We start from the raw sequence: 14,411 nt of genomic DNA on the forward strand, positions 1-14,411 counted from the left end.
GTGGGGGGCGCACAGGCGCTCCGGGCGGAGCGAGGGTGTTCGCCCGTAGCGGATGGACGGTGCCCGCGCCGCATGGATTGTCAATCCTTGCGGGTAAGAGGTTCCCCATGGGAAGAGGCGGTGCGACACCGCGCGGAGCGCGTCACCGAGGGTGGCGGCGGGCGATGGGCGGGCGTGTCGGGCCGGGCCCGCGTTCGCCGTCGGCGTAGTGACGGCGAGCGTATATGCCTGGCCTGCGGGAACATCGTCTCCCACCATCGGGTTGGAGGAGATGTCGGCTGTTCGGCAGCAGGTTTCCCCGCCGACGCGGGGTGATCCGGACGGATGTCGGCAGTTGGAATGAGCTGTCCCGTCCCGCGGGACTAGCATGCGGAAGGACAGGGAGGGGACCGACCCCTACTTGCCTGACCGCTCTGAGGAGCGATTAACGATGTTCGAGAGGTTCACCGACCGTGCGCGGCGGGTTGTCGTCCTGGCTCAGGAAGAAGCCCGGATGCTCAACCACAACTACATCGGCACCGAGCACATCCTCCTGGGCCTGATCCACGAGGGTGAGGGTGTCGCCGCTAAGGCCCTGGAGAGCCTCGGGATTTCGCTCGAGGCGGTCCGCCAGCAGGTGGAGGAGATCATCGGCCAGGGCCAGCAGGCCCCGTCCGGGCACATCCCCTTCACCCCCCGTGCGAAGAAGGTCCTGGAGCTTTCCCTCCGCGAGGCCCTTCAGCTCGGCCACAACTACATCGGCACGGAGCACATCCTGCTCGGCCTGATCCGCGAGGGCGAGGGCGTCGCCGCCCAGGTCCTCGTGAAGCTGGGCGCCGATCTCAACCGGGTCCGTCAGCAGGTCATCCAGCTGCTCTCGGGCTACCAGGGCAAGGAGGCCGCCACCGCCGGCGGCCCGGCCGAGGGCACCCCCTCGACCTCGCTCGTCCTGGACCAGTTCGGCCGCAATCTGACGCAGGCCGCCCGCGAGTCCAAGCTCGACCCGGTCATCGGGCGCGAGAAGGAGATCGAGCGGGTCATGCAGGTGCTGTCCCGCCGCACCAAGAACAACCCGGTCCTCATCGGCGAGCCCGGCGTCGGCAAGACCGCCGTCGTCGAGGGCCTGGCCCAGGCCATCGTCAAGGGCGAGGTGCCCGAGACCCTCAAGGACAAGCACCTCTACACCCTCGACCTCGGCGCCCTGGTCGCCGGCTCCCGCTACCGCGGTGACTTCGAGGAGCGCCTGAAGAAGGTCCTCAAGGAGATCCGCACCCGCGGCGACATCATCCTGTTCATCGACGAGCTCCACACCCTGGTGGGTGCGGGCGCCGCCGAGGGCGCGATCGACGCCGCCAGCATCCTCAAGCCGATGCTGGCCCGCGGTGAGCTCCAGACCATCGGTGCCACCACGCTCGACGAGTACCGCAAGCACCTGGAGAAGGACGCCGCCCTCGAGCGCCGCTTCCAGCCCATCCAGGTCGCCGAGCCGTCGCTGCCGCACACCATCGAGATCCTCAAGGGTCTGCGCGACCGCTACGAGGCCCACCACCGCGTCTCCATCACGGACGAGGCGCTGGTCCAGGCCGCCACGCTCGCCGACCGCTACATCTCCGACCGCTTCCTGCCGGACAAGGCGATCGACCTGATCGACGAGGCCGGCTCCCGGATGCGCATCCGCCGGATGACCGCGCCGCCGGACCTCCGCGAGTTCGACGAGAAGATCGCCGACGTGCGCCGGGAGAAGGAGTCCGCGATCGACTCGCAGGACTTCGAGAAGGCCGCCTCCCTGCGCGACAAGGAGAAGCAGCTCCTCGCCGCCAAGGCCAAGCGCGAGAAGGAGTGGAAGGCCGGCGACATGGACGTCGTCGCCGAGGTCGACGGCGAGCTGATCGCCGAGGTCCTCGCCACGGCCACCGGCATCCCGGTCTTCAAGCTGACGGAGGAGGAGTCCTCCCGCCTGCTGCGCATGGAGGACGAGCTGCACAAGCGCGTCATCGGCCAGAAGGACGCCATCAAGGCGCTCTCCCAGGCCATCCGGCGCACCCGTGCGGGCCTCAAGGACCCCAAGCGCCCGGGCGGATCGTTCATCTTCGCCGGCCCCTCCGGTGTCGGTAAGACCGAGCTGTCCAAGACGCTCGCCGAGTTCCTCTTCGGCGACGAGGACGCCCTGATCTCCCTCGACATGTCGGAGTTCAGCGAGAAGCACACCGTCTCGCGCCTCTTCGGCTCGCCCCCCGGCTACGTGGGCTACGAAGAGGGCGGCCAGCTGACGGAGAAGGTCCGCCGCAAGCCGTTCTCGGTGGTCCTGTTCGACGAGGTCGAGAAGGCCCACCCGGACATCTTCAACTCGCTGCTCCAGATCCTGGAGGACGGTCGCCTGACCGACTCCCAGGGCCGGGTCGTGGACTTCAAGAACACCGTCATCATCATGACGACCAACCTCGGCACCCGGGACATCTCCAAGGGCTTCAACCTGGGCTTCGCCGCCCAGGGTGACGTCAAGACCGGCTACGAGCGGATGAAGGCCAAGGTCAACGAGGAGCTCAAGCAGCACTTCCGGCCCGAGTTCCTCAACCGTGTCGATGACACGGTGGTCTTCCACCAGCTCTCCCAGGAAGACATCATCCAGATCGTCGACCTGATGGTCGCCAAGGTGGACGAGCGGCTGAAGGACCGCGACATGGGCATCGAGCTCAGCGCGGACGCCAAGCAGCTGCTGGCCAAGAAGGGCTACGACCCGATCCTGGGCGCCCGTCCGCTGCGCCGCACCATCCAGCGCGAGATCGAGGACATCCTCTCCGAGAAGATCCTCTTCGGCGAACTGCGCCCCGGCCACATCGTGGTCGTCGGCACGGACGGCGAGGGCGAGGAGAAGAAGTTCACCTTCCGCGGCGAGGAGAAGTCGGCCCTGCCGGACACGCCGCCGATCGAGTCGGCCGCGGGCGGGGCGGGTCCCAACCTGTCCAAGGACGCGTAAGGCGCGTCGGCGCTCCGCTCATTCCACGACGCGGGCCGGCCCCGGAACCTGTGAGGGTTCCGGGGCCGGCCCGCGTCTTTTGGTGAATGGCGGCTTCAGCGAACTGCCGCCATGACTTCCTGGCCGAGGGAGTGCAGCTCCCTCTGGTCGCGGGCCGGCAGCAGCCTTTTCAGGCCCGCCCACACCTGCCGGTACTGGTCGTCCTCGATGTACTTCGCATGGAGCGCGCAGTGGGCCGCCAGCCCCCGCAAGGGCCACTCCGTCTCCCGGTCCGGGGCCGCGTCCGCCGCCGCCGTCAGACCGGCGATGAGGCGCTTCTCCTCACTGCGCCCGCAGTGCCCGACGGCCAGCCGCAGGACGTCCTGCCACTGCTCCTCCGCCGCATGGAGCAGCAATTCGTCCAGGCAATCGCTCTCCTGGAACTCCTTCGCCGCCAGATAGTCCTGGAAGGTGCGGTGGATGAACTGGATCGAATCCGGGGCCTGCTCCTGGAGCAGCCCGCTGCGATTGAGCAGATACGCCAGCACCACGGGCGTCGCGCCCTGGGCCCGTACGCGGCGGAGCCCGCGCAGCGCCAGATCGAGCTGGCGGACCGCCTGCTCCCGGCTGAGCTCGGCACGGCCGTTGCGCACCAGCCAGACCGCGATTCTTTGCAGCAGCTGCCGGCTCTCGTCCGCGGTGAGTTCTATGCCCTCCGGCTTGAGAATGCGGCGGTGCGCGTCGCGCCTCGCCAGCATCAGGTTCAGCGCGGCGCTGTAGAGGTCCCAGCGGGTCTTCGGAAGGAGACCGTTCCACTGCCGGTGCAGGGCGCAGATGACCGCGCAGAGCAGCGGCGTACGGGCCAGGTCACGTAGAACGGAATTGCGTTCGAATTCCTGGGTGAGCTCGGGTTCGAGTTTGTCGAGCCGGTCGCGCTGCCGTTTCGCCCAGTGCTCGTCGGCATATCTGTCGCATTCCAGCCGGGCGGCCCGGTGCCACGCACCGACGAACGACCGGATGTCCTCGTCGCCCAGCGGAAGCAGCCGGAGTTCCTCGAACCCCTCCTGTTCCAGCCAGTCGCTGCCGACGGCCAGCGGGCGCACGGTGACCAGGCAGCGCGTCCGCGGGTACATCCGCAGGAGCCCGGCGAGCCATTTGCGGGCCAGCTCGCGGTCCGCCTGCGGAATCTCGTCCATTCCGTCGACCAGGAGCAGGCCGCGGCCGGCCTCCAGCACGCGCCCCGCCCAGCCGTCGGGGGGCTTGTCGACCGGCAGCCGCGCGATCTTGGGGAGCTGGGACGGGGTGGGGGAGGTGATGCCCCGCGCGGCCAGGCTGCGCATGGGGACCACGAAAGGGATCATTCCGTCGAGCTCGGACAGCTGCTCGGGCAAGGTGCGGTACACGGTGTGGGAGGCCAGCCACCACACGAGCGTCGTCTTGCCCGCACCCGCCTCGCCCCGCAGGACCGTCCGCGGCCGGGAGCCGAGGAGGTCCTCGATGCGCCGGGGCCCGGAGCCGGTGCGCCCCGAGGACGACTGCGCCTCCAGGCTCAGATAGGCCGTGTCCAGATCCCAGTCGCCCGAGCTCAGCTCGTCCAGGCCGAAGATCTCCAACCGGCTGTAGGCGGCCTTGACGGCCTTCGCGTACGCGGGCTCGTAGGACAGGTCCTCGGGGTAGGCGGAGGTCACCTCCTCGAACTCCGGGGCCTCCGGCCAATGCTTCAGCAGCGCTTTCCCGAAGCCGTCGTCACCGATGACCGCGGACAGCGGCACCGACTCGATGGAGGCGTGCTGCCAGCCCGTCGGGTCCCCGCTCGCGATGCCGATCAGCAGCGGGCCCGCGAACACCGGCCCGCCCGACAGGCCCGCCCAGGGTGATCCGTCCGGGACGGGCGCCGGCGGGTGGTGGTCCGCGTGCAGCACGTACCGGCCGCGCATCCGCCCCGCCAGGGGCATCAGCGTGCCCGGGATCTGCACGGCCTCCAGCTCCTCGCCCGCGTACCGCTGGACCCTCGGGAAGCCCAGGACCTGGCAGCGCGGCATCGGCTGCCAGCCGGCGCACTTGCCCCAGCGCAGCGGCGACGCGTGCCGGAAGGACAGCACGGGCCTGCGGGCCACGAGGAGCGCCACGTCGCACGTCTCCGGATCGCCCGACCACGCGACGTCACAGGGGACGCGCCCGTCGCCGTCCGGGGCGACGATCTCCACCGTGTCGCCCTTCTCGAACAGATGTGCACTTGTCAGCACCAGCTCCGGTCTCAGCAGTACCCCGCTGCCCTGCCGCGCCCCCAGGACCGCCACCAGCCGGTCCTCCACGGCCCGCACCGACGCTCTCGCCCGGACCACCGTTACTGCCCTGAGGACCCGAACCGCGACACCCCGCCCGGCCGCTCGTTGCCCACGCGCCAGCTGCCGCCCGTGCGCGCGTCCTTCGGGGTCAGGGTGAACGCGACCTTGTGCGTACGGGTCGAGCCGCGGGACGCCTCCGCGTCCGCGCTGATCACCCAGGCCTTCACCCCGCCCGAGCCCTTGAGGTCCTTGCGGATCTCGACGGTGAACTCCATGGCGATCTCGCCCACCTCGAAGGCCAGGTCCTGCCCCGCGCCCCGGGCCGCCGCCGAGGTCAGGCCCTCCCGGACCGCCTGTACGGCATCCGCCAGCTCGATGTCCTCGAACTCGCTGCTCATCGTCCACCCCCAGCCCCTGTGGGGCCGCACGCTCCGTGCGCACCCGCTGACGGGGAGCGTACCGCCGCGACCGGGCCTTTGGTCCCGGAACAGGGGAGGCCGAATGTCCTTCGGCGGTGACACCCGCCATAGGACGTGCATCACGTACTAAGGGAAATAGCAGATGGCGGGTGCCGGATTTCCCTCAAAAGCCGTACGGAACCCCCGCCGGAAAGGGGCGAATATCCACTCGGCCGCTACGGCATTCGTTAGTAGTGGCCGTCCTTGGCAGCAGGGCGGATGCGGGTTACCAAGGTAGGGCGATCCCGGTCCGCAGCCGGGACCTGTTTATGCCTGGAGGTTTATCCGTATGTCGAAGCGCACCGCTTTCCGTAACTCGAGCAAGACCGTTCTCCGTACCCGCGCCGCCTTCGTGGTGGCCGGCCTGGGAGCCTCGGTCGCGCTGGGTTCCGGGGTCGCGCTCGCAGCCGACACCACCGCCACGGTGAGCGGGTTCCCGGCGTTCGCGTCGGTCGCGGGCCTGGAGTCGGCGCTGAACAAGCAGGCCGAGACGCAGCTGAAGGCGGCGGAGAAGGAGAAGCAGGCCGCCGAGCAGGCGAAGCGGGACGCGGGTAAGCGTGCCGAGGACGCCCGCAAGCAGGCCGAGGCCTCGCGCAACCGCGCCGACGCCTGGGTCGCCCCCGTCGCCGGCTACCAGATCGGCCAGCCCTTCGGTAAGGCCGGCAAGATGTGGGCCGCCAAGCACAGCGGCCAGGACCTGGTCGTGGGCACCGGCACGCCCGTCATGTCCGTCCACGGCGGCACCGTCGTCAAGGCCGGCCCGAACGGCGGCGGCGACGGCCCCGCGTACGGCAACGCCATCGTGATCAAGCACGCCGACAACACGTACTCGCAGTACGCCCACCTCTCGCAGGTGAAGGTCTCCGTCGGCCAGACCGTCACGACCGGCCAGGTCATCGGCCTGTCGGGCTCCACCGGCAACTCGTCCGGCCCCCACCTGCACTTCGAGATCCGCACCACCCCGAACTACGGCACCGCCGTCGAGCCGGTCGGCTTCCTGAAGGCCCACGGCGAGAGCCTCTGATCCGTCTGATCCACCGGACCGATCCGTCGGATCCGCACCGGAGCCGGTGCACCGCGACACGCGGTGCACCGGCTCCTGCTTTTACGGTGGTAATGCAGCGCACAATCCGGCGATCGGAGCGCGTCATGATCAAGGGAATTGCCATCACCACCGTCTGGGTCCTGGACCAGGACCGGGCGAAGGATTTCTACACGAACAAGCTCGGCATGGAAGTCCGCACCGATATGACCATGGGCGGCGACGAGGGAATGCGCTGGCTCACGGTCGGCGCGAAGTACCAGCCGGACGTCGAAATCACGCTGATGGTCCCCGGCCCGCCCGGGCTCGACCCGCAATCCGCGGAGGCCGTGAAGGAACTGGTCGCCAAGGGCGCCCTGGGCGCGGGGGTGCTCAGCACCGACGACATCCACCGCGACTACGAGGCGTTCAAGGCCAAGGGCGTGGAGTTCTTGCAGGAGCCCCAGGAGCGGCCGTACGGCACCGAGGCGATCCTGCGCGACGACTCCGGCAACTGGTTCTCGCTGACGCAGCGCAACGAGCGGATGGACATGGACAAGGCCTGGGGCGAGTGCGTCGACCCGATGTGACGCCGCGGGCCGCCCCCCCCCGCGCACCGGTCAGTCCGGCACCTGGATGACCGGGAACGTGCCCGTGCTCGTCGGCGCCGACTCCGGCAGCCACAGCACCGCGATCGCCCCCGTGCCGCCCTCGACCTCCGGATCGGCGTTGCGGAAGGTCAGGCGCGCGCCCAGGACGCGGGCCTGGCCGACGGCGATGGTCAGGCCCAGGCCGTGGCCCTTGCCCGCGCGGTCCTTGCTGCCCGTGCGGAACCGGCTGGGCCCCTCTTGCAGCAGCTCCTCGGGGAAGCCGGGCCCGTGGTCGCGCACCCGCAGCACGCGCCCCTCGACGGTCACGTCGAACGGCGGCTTGCCGTGCTTGGCGGCGTTGGCCAGGAGGTTGCCGATGATGCGCTCCAGGCGGCGCGGGTCGGTGGAGACGTAGGCGTCCCGGGCGACCCGTACACGGGCCTCCGGCTCGGCGACGCGGACGCGGCGCTCGACGAACTCGCCCAGCAGGAGCTCCTGCATCTCGGCGCGCTCGGCGAAGCCGTCCAGCCGGGCCACCTCCAGGACGTCCTCGACGAGGGTGCGCATGGCCTGCGCCCGGTCGCGCACCAGCTCGGTGGGCCGGCCGGGCGGCAGCAGCTCGGCGGCGGTGAGCAGGCCGGTGACGGGGGTGCGCAGCTCGTGGGCGATGTCGGCGGTGACGCGCCGCTCGGCCTCCAGCCGGCGCTGGAGCGCCTCGGCCATGCCGTCGACGGCGCGGGCCAGGTCGTCGGTCTCGTCGCGCACGCGGCCGCCGATGGCCTCGCGGACCCGCACCTCCGAGTCGCCGTCGGCGAGCTTGCGGGCGGCCGCCGAGGCCTTGCGCAGCCGGCGGGAGAGCTGGTCGCCGATGAGGATGCCGAGGGCGCAGCCGCCGAGGACGACGGAGACCGAGCCGATGATCAGCGCCTTGTCGAGGGCGTCGATGATCGAGAACCGGTCCTTGAACCGGGTGTGGATCGAGAGGATCTTGCCGTTGCGGACCGGCACCGAGGCCCAGACCTCGGGGGAGTCCCCGCCGCCGGAGTCCTGGAGGAAGGTGGCGCGCTGGCCGATCGCGGCGGCGTCGCGCAGGGGCTTGGGCAGCGTGGGGTCGTCGATCTTGGCGTGCAGCATCAGCCGGCCGGTGTTCTCGTAGTACCGCTGGGCGATCTGCACGCGCTCGTCCATGACGTCGCGGCTGTTGTCGAGCATCGACAGGCGGGCGGCGTTGTGCACGACGAGGCTGAGCGCCACCGCGACGAGCGCGCCGACGCCCGCGATGGCGAGGCTGACCTTCCAGCGCAGACCGGAGCGGAGGGCGAGCTTCACCACGAGCCGGTCACCGTGGAACGGGCAGCCGCGAAGAGCTGTACGGCCGAGCGGATCACCATGGGGTGGTCACCCGTGTCACCCTCTGAGCTTGTAGCCGAAGCCGCGGACCGTCTCGATGCGGTCCTGGCCGATCTTGCCGCGCAGCCGCTGCACGTGGACGTCGACGACCCGGGTGTCGCCGCCCCAGCCGTAGTCCCATACGCGCTCCAGCAGCCGGTCGCGGGAGAGCACCGTGCCGGGCGCCGCGGAGAACTCCAGCAGCAGCCGCATCTCGGTCGGGGTCAGCGCGACGGGCACGCCGCCCTTGCGGACCTCCATGCCGTCCGTGTCGACCTCCAGGTCGCCGAAGCGCAGCACGCCGCACTCCAGCTCCTCGGGGGCGTCGGCACCGGCGGCGCCGCCCGGCCCGCTGGCGTGCCCGAAGCGGCGCAGCACGGCCCGTATGCGGGCGACGAGCACGGCCCCGTCGAAGGGCTTGGTGACGTAGTCGTCGGCCCCGGCCTCCAGGCCCAGGACGACGTCGATGGAGTCCGCGCGCGCCGACAGCATGATCACGGGAACGGTCGACTCGTCGCGGATCCGGCGGCAGAGGCTGACGCCGTCCAGGCCCGGGACCATGACGTCGAGCAGCGCGATGTCGGGCCGGCGGGCGCGGAACCTCTCCAGCCCCAGCAGCCCGTCCGGCACCGCGGTCACCTCGAAGCCGTCGCGCTCCAGCGCCAGCTGGGTCGCCTCACGGATGACGTCGTCGTCCTCTACGAAGAGCACATGCGTATCGGCCACGCTGCTCTCAGCCCTCCGTTCCCACGCTCGGGAAATCGCCCTTGTCGTTGTTGCCGGCCTTGCTGTAGTCGGTGTGCGTGCGCCCGGTCTCCCGGAACTCCGAACCCGACCAGTGGTACGTCATGACATCCTCGCCCGACGCGCAGCAGACCGCGTCACCGGGGCCGTAGACCTGCTTGGTGACCCGGAGGTCGCGGCGGTCGATCTCGGCGTACACCGGCGCCTGCTCGATCATGAACACGTTCTCGTAGGAGCCGTCGCCCTTCGCACGGTACACATACGAGCCCACGCCCACGGAATCGCCACAGGTCAGGATGTTGACCACGATGTCGTCGCGGGAGCCGTCGGTCAGCTTCCCGTAGATCACGTCCAGCGGGTACTGGTTCTTCACGCAGGGCTTGAGGTCCTTCTTGACCTGGGCGCCGATCTTCGGATCGCCCTTGATCAGCTTGACCGCGTCGACCTTCTCCTGCGGTTGCCCCGCCGTCGCCGAGGCCGAGGGCAGCCGGGTGGGCTTCGCCGCGGACTGCGTCTGCGCGGTGCCCTCCTTGCGCACGCCCTCGCTGCCCGCATTGCATCCGGCAAGCAGAAGACCGGCGGCAGCGGCCAGTGCGGTGACCGTGCCGCCGGTGATCAGAACCGGCCTGGGGGGAGCCGCCTTTTTCAGGCTGCGCACCGTTCCTGCCCCCGCTCGTTGCGCTCGAGGGCGTGGAAGTCCAGGTCGCGGCTCTCCAGCTCCTGGCGCAGCCGGGCCAGGGCCCGGTGCAGCGTGCTCTTGACCGTTCCGGTCGACATGCCGAGCGCCTCCGCGGTCTCCTCGGTGCTCATCTGCTCCCAGTGTCGCAGCACGACGACGCTGCGCTGCTTGGGCGCAAGGACACCCAGGACGTCCATCAGCAGGGCGCGGTCGGCGTGCTGCTCCGTGCCGTCCTCGACGCTGGCGTCGGGGAGCTGCTCGGTGGGCACCTCGTCGAGCTTGCGGGCGCGCCACCACTCCGTACGAGTGTTGATCATGACACGGCGGAGGTAGGCGTCGGCAAGCGACTTGTCCGCTATGCCCTCCCAGCGGCCGTAAGTGCGCACGAGAGCGGTCTGGAGGAGGTCCTGCGCGTCGATCGGGTCCGGCACGAGACGGCGGGCGCTGCGCAGGAGCGCGTCCTGACGGTTGCGCACGTACTCCTCGAAGTCCAGAACCTTGCCGCTGCTGGCCATCTCGCAGCCTCCATTCCGCTTGCATCCCCGCGTCACGCTGGTGGTCTCCCAGCACGAGATGGACGCTACGGAGGCGCTGTTGCGACGTGATGTGCGGCAGCACTGCGGCTGGTGCACAGCTATCCATAGGTTGTGTAACAGCGGTGCGGGAGCAGGGGCGGTAGGGCGTGAAAAGGGGGCTCTGTCCTGTTCGGGAGGGCCTTTCGGCCGTTCTCGGAGGGACTTTTGTGACGGCCTTTGTGACGGCTGACGGACGGTCTTTGTGACGGCCTGCGCGGCAGCCTTCGTGACGGCCTTTGTGACAGTCCCCGGCTACGCCAGCGGCAGCCGGTACGTCCCGTTCTCCAGCGGCTCCACCAGACCGTCCGCCACCAGCCCGTCCAGCGCCCTGGCCCGCTGCACCGGCTCGTCCCAGACGGCGTCCAGCGCCACCTGCGGCACCGGCTCCAGCGCCTCCCGCAGCACCGCCAGCAGCTTTCCGCGCACCTGCCGGTCCGTCCCCGCGTAGGTCTGGCCGCGGCGCGGCGGGCCGTCGTGGGCCGGGGAGCCCGCGGCGCGCCACGCGCACCGGTCGGCGATCGGGCAGCGCCCGCAGACCGGCGTGCGCGCCGTGCACACCAGCGCGCCCAGCTCCATCGTCGCGGCGGCCCAGCGGGCGGCGACCGGCTCGCTCTCCGGCAGCAGCGCGCGGGCCAGCTTGCGCTCGGCCGCCGTCGTCGCGTTCGGCGGGTACTGCGCGCCGCTCACGGCGCGTGCGAACACCCTGCGTACGTTGGTGTCGAGGACCGCGTGCCGCTGCCCGTACGCGAACGAGGCCACCGCCGCCGCCGTGTACTCGCCGACGCCCGGCAGCGCCAGCAGCCGGGCGTGGTCGCTCGGCACCTCGCCGCCGTGCACCTCCGTGATCGCCGTCGCGGCGGCGTGCAGCCGCAGCGCCCGCCGCGGGTAGCCGAGCCGGCCCCAGGCGCGCACCGCCTCGCCGGGCGGCTGGGCCGCCAGGTCCGCCGGGCGCGGCCAGCGCGCGAGCCACTGCTCGTACACCGGCAGGACGCGGCTGACCGGCGTCTGCTGGAGCATGAACTCGCTGACCATCACGCCCCACGCGCCGGCTTCCGGGCGCCGCCAGGGCAGGTCGCGGGCGTGCGCGTCGAACCAGTCGATGACCGGTCCGTGGAGCGCGCCGGAGAGGGGCTCGGAGAGGATCCCGGGGGAGGTCTCGGAGGAGGGCTCGGGCAGGGCGGCGGTGGTGCGGTCTGTCACAGTCATGGCGCTTCCGATCCTGGCACGGCCGCGGACGGCGGAGAAACGCGCCGGGCCCCGTTCACCTGACTTTCGTCTGACTTTCGTCAGGGGCGCGCGGCTGCTCCCGGCTTGTACCGTCGTGCTGGTGAGCCGCCGCACGACCACCGCCCTGACAAGGGCCCTGAGCAGGGCCGGGACCGGGCTTCCGGCCGGGACCCGGACCGGGTTTCCGGCCAGGGCCCTGCCCGACGTCCTGCTGTGGGCGGCGCTCACCGTGCCCGGCGTCGCCGCGGACCTGCTCGGCCTGAACGCGCCCCGGCCCTGGTGGCAGACCGCGGCCGGAGCGGCCGTCCTCGCCGCCGCCGTGGCCGCCTCCCGCGCCCGGCCCGTCCTCGCGCTCGGCCTCGCCGCCGGGCTGGGCCTGGCCGCGTCGCCCTCGCTCTTCACGCTCTCCTACGGGCCCGCGCTCTCCGTCCTCGCCTACCTGCTGGGCCGCCGCTCGGCCCGGACGCGCCCCGCGCTGTACGCCTTCCCGGCCGTCGCGGCCGGCGGCACGGCGCTGATCCTCGCCCGCCACACCGACCCCGTCATCGAATGGCTGGTTCTGATCGGCACGCTGCTGTTCGGCGCGGTCTTCCCCTGGCTGGCCGGCCGGTACCGGCGCCAGGCGCGCGAGCTCGTCGCCGCGGGCTGGAGCCGGGCGGCGCAGCTGGAGCGCGAGCAGGAGATCGTCGCGGACCGGGCCCGGCTGCGCGAGCGCGCCCGCATCGCCCAGGACATGCACGACTCCCTCGGCCACGAACTGAGCCTGATCGCGCTGCGCGCCGGGGCCTTGCAGGTCGCGCCGGGCCTCGACGCGGCGCACCGGGCGGCCGCCGCCGATCTGCGCGGGGCCGCCGCGGCGGCGACGGACCGGCTGCGCGACATCATCGGCGTCCTGCGCGACGCCGCCCCGCCCGCACCCGCGCCGCTGGCCCCGCCGGACGACTCGCTGCCCGCCCTCGTGGACCGCGCGGCGGCCTCCGGCCTGCCCGTGCGCGCCCGGCTGCCGCGCGAGACGGCACTGCCGCCGCTCGTGGAGCGGGCCGCGTACCGCGTCGTGCAGGAGGCGCTGACGAACGCGGCCAAGCACGCGCCGGGGGCGGAGGTGAGCGTCACGGTGGACACCGGGGCGCGGGAGACGCTGGTGACGGTGGTGAGCGGGCCGTCCCCGGAGGGCGGCGCGCCGTCCGCGTCCGGCTCCGGCGGCGGTACGGGGCTGCTGGGGCTGCGGGAGCGGGTGGCGCTCGCGGGAGGCGAGTTCACGGCGGGGGCGGACGGGGACGGCGGGGGGTTCCGGGTGCGGGCGCGGCTGCCGCACGAGCCGGGGCCCCGCGCGGCGCCGGGACACCGGTCCGCTCCGGAGGGCCGCACGGACCGGAGCACCGACTTCGAAGCCCTCGCGCGCGCCCAGCGCACCGCCCGGCGGCGGTTCGCCGTCCCCTTCGCCGTCGCGGCCGCCGGCGGGGCCGTCTTCGTCGCCGTGGCCTTCGGCTGGTACGCCTACGTCAAGGCCCACTCGGTGCTGAGGCCCGCCGACTACGCGGCCTTGCGCGTCGGCGCGCCGTACGCCGACGTCGCGCCGCTCCTCCCGGACCGGCAGGTCACCGACCCGCCGTCCGACCGGGACCCGGGCACCCCGCCCGCCGGGGCGGAGTGCCGCTACTACCGGGCGAGCGGCGAACTCTTCGTCAGCGTCGAACACTTCCGGCTCTGCTTCCGCGACGGGCACCTCGTCGCGAAGAGCCGCATCCCGCGGGCCGGCACCGCCGGCGTCGTGGAACAGGAGGAGAAGGAATGGCTGCGGTGAACACGGGGCCGGGCGGCGGCGCCGTCGTCAGGGTCCTCGTCGCCGACGACGAGGCGATGATCCGCGCCGGCGTCTGCGCGATCCTGTCCGCCGACCCCGGCATCGAGGTCGTCGCGGAGGCGGCGGACGGCCGCGAAGCCGTCGAGGCGGCCCGCGCCCACCGGCCGGACGTCGCGCTGCTCGACATCCGCATGCCCCGCATGGACGGCCTCGCCGCGTGCGAGGAGATCCGCCGGACCGCGCCCGGCACGGCGGTCGCTATCCTCACCACCTTCTCCGAAGACGCCTACATCTCCCGCGCCCTGGGCGGCGGGGCCACCGGCTTCCTCCTCAAGTCCGGCGACCCCTACGAACTGATGACCGGCGTCCGCGCGGTCGCGGACGGCGGCGCGTACCTCTCCCCGAAGGTCGCCCGGCACGTCATCGCCGAACTGGGCGGCGAACGGCTCACCCGCGGCGCCGCCGCCCGCGCCCGCATCGCCGCCCTGACCGCCCGCGAACGCGAAGTCCTCGCCCTGCTGGGCGAGGGCCTGCCCAACGCGGCCATCGGCCGCCGGCTGCATCTGGTCGAAGGCACGGTGAAGGGCTACGTGAGCGCGGTCCTGGACCGCCTGGAGGTCGGCAACCGCGTCCAGGCCGCGATCATCGCGTACGAGGCGGGTCTGGTGGCGAGCACGCCCACCGGCGCGTAGGAATGGGGC

Annotated in this window: 12 protein-coding genes; 5 read left to right on the forward strand and 7 right to left on the reverse strand. The window is 71.9% G+C overall.

The genetic code is table 11. The features are described from left to right. The first annotated feature begins 430 nt into the window (after positions 1–430). A complete protein-coding gene (locus tag D7231_RS13100) occupies positions 431–2,956 on the forward strand; it encodes an ATP-dependent Clp protease ATP-binding subunit (RefSeq protein WP_120755526.1) in 2,526 nt (841 codons plus the stop codon). A 95-nt stretch (positions 2,957–3,051) separates the two neighbouring features. Here the strand turns inward: D7231_RS13100 and D7231_RS13105 are convergent, their stop codons facing one another. Both D7231_RS13105 and D7231_RS13110 read right to left on the reverse strand, forming a co-directional pair. Beyond that, the gene (locus D7231_RS13105) at positions 3,052–5,280 is read right to left on the reverse strand and encodes a serine protease (RefSeq protein ID WP_147449714.1); all 2,229 of its coding nucleotides are present in this window, start codon (positions 5,278–5,280) and stop codon (positions 3,052–3,054) included. Between the two features lie 2 nt (positions 5,281–5,282). Further along, positions 5,283–5,621: a trypco2 family protein gene (locus D7231_RS13110; RefSeq protein ID WP_120755528.1), complete on the reverse strand. Its 339-nt coding sequence runs from the start codon at positions 5,619–5,621 to the stop codon at positions 5,283–5,285. Positions 5,622–5,970: 349 nt separating this feature from the next. Between D7231_RS13110 and D7231_RS13115 the strand changes: the two genes are divergently transcribed. Together D7231_RS13115 and D7231_RS13120 are read left to right on the forward strand one after the other, a co-directional pair. Continuing rightward, positions 5,971–6,705 carry a M23 family metallopeptidase gene (locus D7231_RS13115; protein WP_120755529.1) on the forward strand — a complete coding sequence of 245 codons (735 nt, stop codon included), beginning with the start codon at positions 5,971–5,973 and terminating at the stop codon, positions 6,703–6,705. 125 nt (positions 6,706–6,830) lie between these two features. Further along, complete coding sequence (locus D7231_RS13120; protein WP_120755530.1) at positions 6,831–7,292, forward strand: VOC family protein; 462 nt, start codon at positions 6,831–6,833, stop codon at positions 7,290–7,292. A gap of 30 nt (positions 7,293–7,322) precedes the next feature. Here the strand turns inward: D7231_RS13120 and cseC are convergent, their stop codons facing one another. From cseC to D7231_RS13145, 5 genes are all read right to left on the reverse strand, one after another. After that, entirely contained in the window at positions 7,323–8,624 is a 1,302-nt protein-coding gene (cseC, locus tag D7231_RS13125) for a two-component system sensor histidine kinase CseC (RefSeq protein ID WP_120755531.1), read from the reverse strand. Between the two features lie 75 nt (positions 8,625–8,699). Further along, positions 8,700–9,407, reverse strand: a complete 708-nt coding sequence (gene cseB, locus D7231_RS13130) for a two-component system response regulator CseB (RefSeq protein ID WP_120755532.1) — start codon at positions 9,405–9,407, stop codon at positions 8,700–8,702. A 7-nt stretch (positions 9,408–9,414) separates the two neighbouring features. Beyond that, on the reverse strand, positions 9,415–10,083 hold the full coding sequence (locus tag D7231_RS13135) for an LppP/LprE family lipoprotein (RefSeq protein WP_241999679.1): 669 nt from the start codon (positions 10,081–10,083) through the stop codon (positions 9,415–9,417). Next, a complete protein-coding gene (locus D7231_RS13140; protein ID WP_120755533.1) occupies positions 10,071–10,619 on the reverse strand; it encodes a SigE family RNA polymerase sigma factor in 549 nt (182 codons plus the stop codon). The genes D7231_RS13135 and D7231_RS13140 overlap by 13 nt, the downstream gene beginning before the upstream one ends. Before the next feature lie 312 nt (positions 10,620–10,931). After that, on the reverse strand, positions 10,932–11,885 hold the full coding sequence (locus tag D7231_RS13145; protein ID WP_228774590.1) for an HhH-GPD family protein: 954 nt from the start codon (positions 11,883–11,885) through the stop codon (positions 10,932–10,934). A 121-nt stretch (positions 11,886–12,006) separates the two neighbouring features. Between D7231_RS13145 and D7231_RS13150 the strand changes: the two genes are divergently transcribed. Further along, positions 12,007–13,710: a sensor histidine kinase gene (locus D7231_RS13150; RefSeq protein WP_241999680.1), complete on the forward strand. Its 1,704-nt coding sequence runs from the start codon at positions 12,007–12,009 to the stop codon at positions 13,708–13,710. Then, positions 13,698–14,402 carry a response regulator transcription factor gene (locus tag D7231_RS13155; RefSeq protein WP_120755535.1) on the forward strand — a complete coding sequence of 235 codons (705 nt, stop codon included), beginning with the start codon at positions 13,698–13,700 and terminating at the stop codon, positions 14,400–14,402. Before D7231_RS13150 ends, D7231_RS13155 begins: the two co-directional genes overlap by 13 nt. Positions 14,403–14,411 lie beyond the last annotated feature (9 nt).

The sequence above is a fragment of the Streptomyces klenkii genome, assembly GCF_003626645.1.
In the GTDB taxonomy this organism is placed as follows: Bacteria; Actinomycetota; Actinomycetes; order Streptomycetales; family Streptomycetaceae; genus Streptomyces; species Streptomyces klenkii.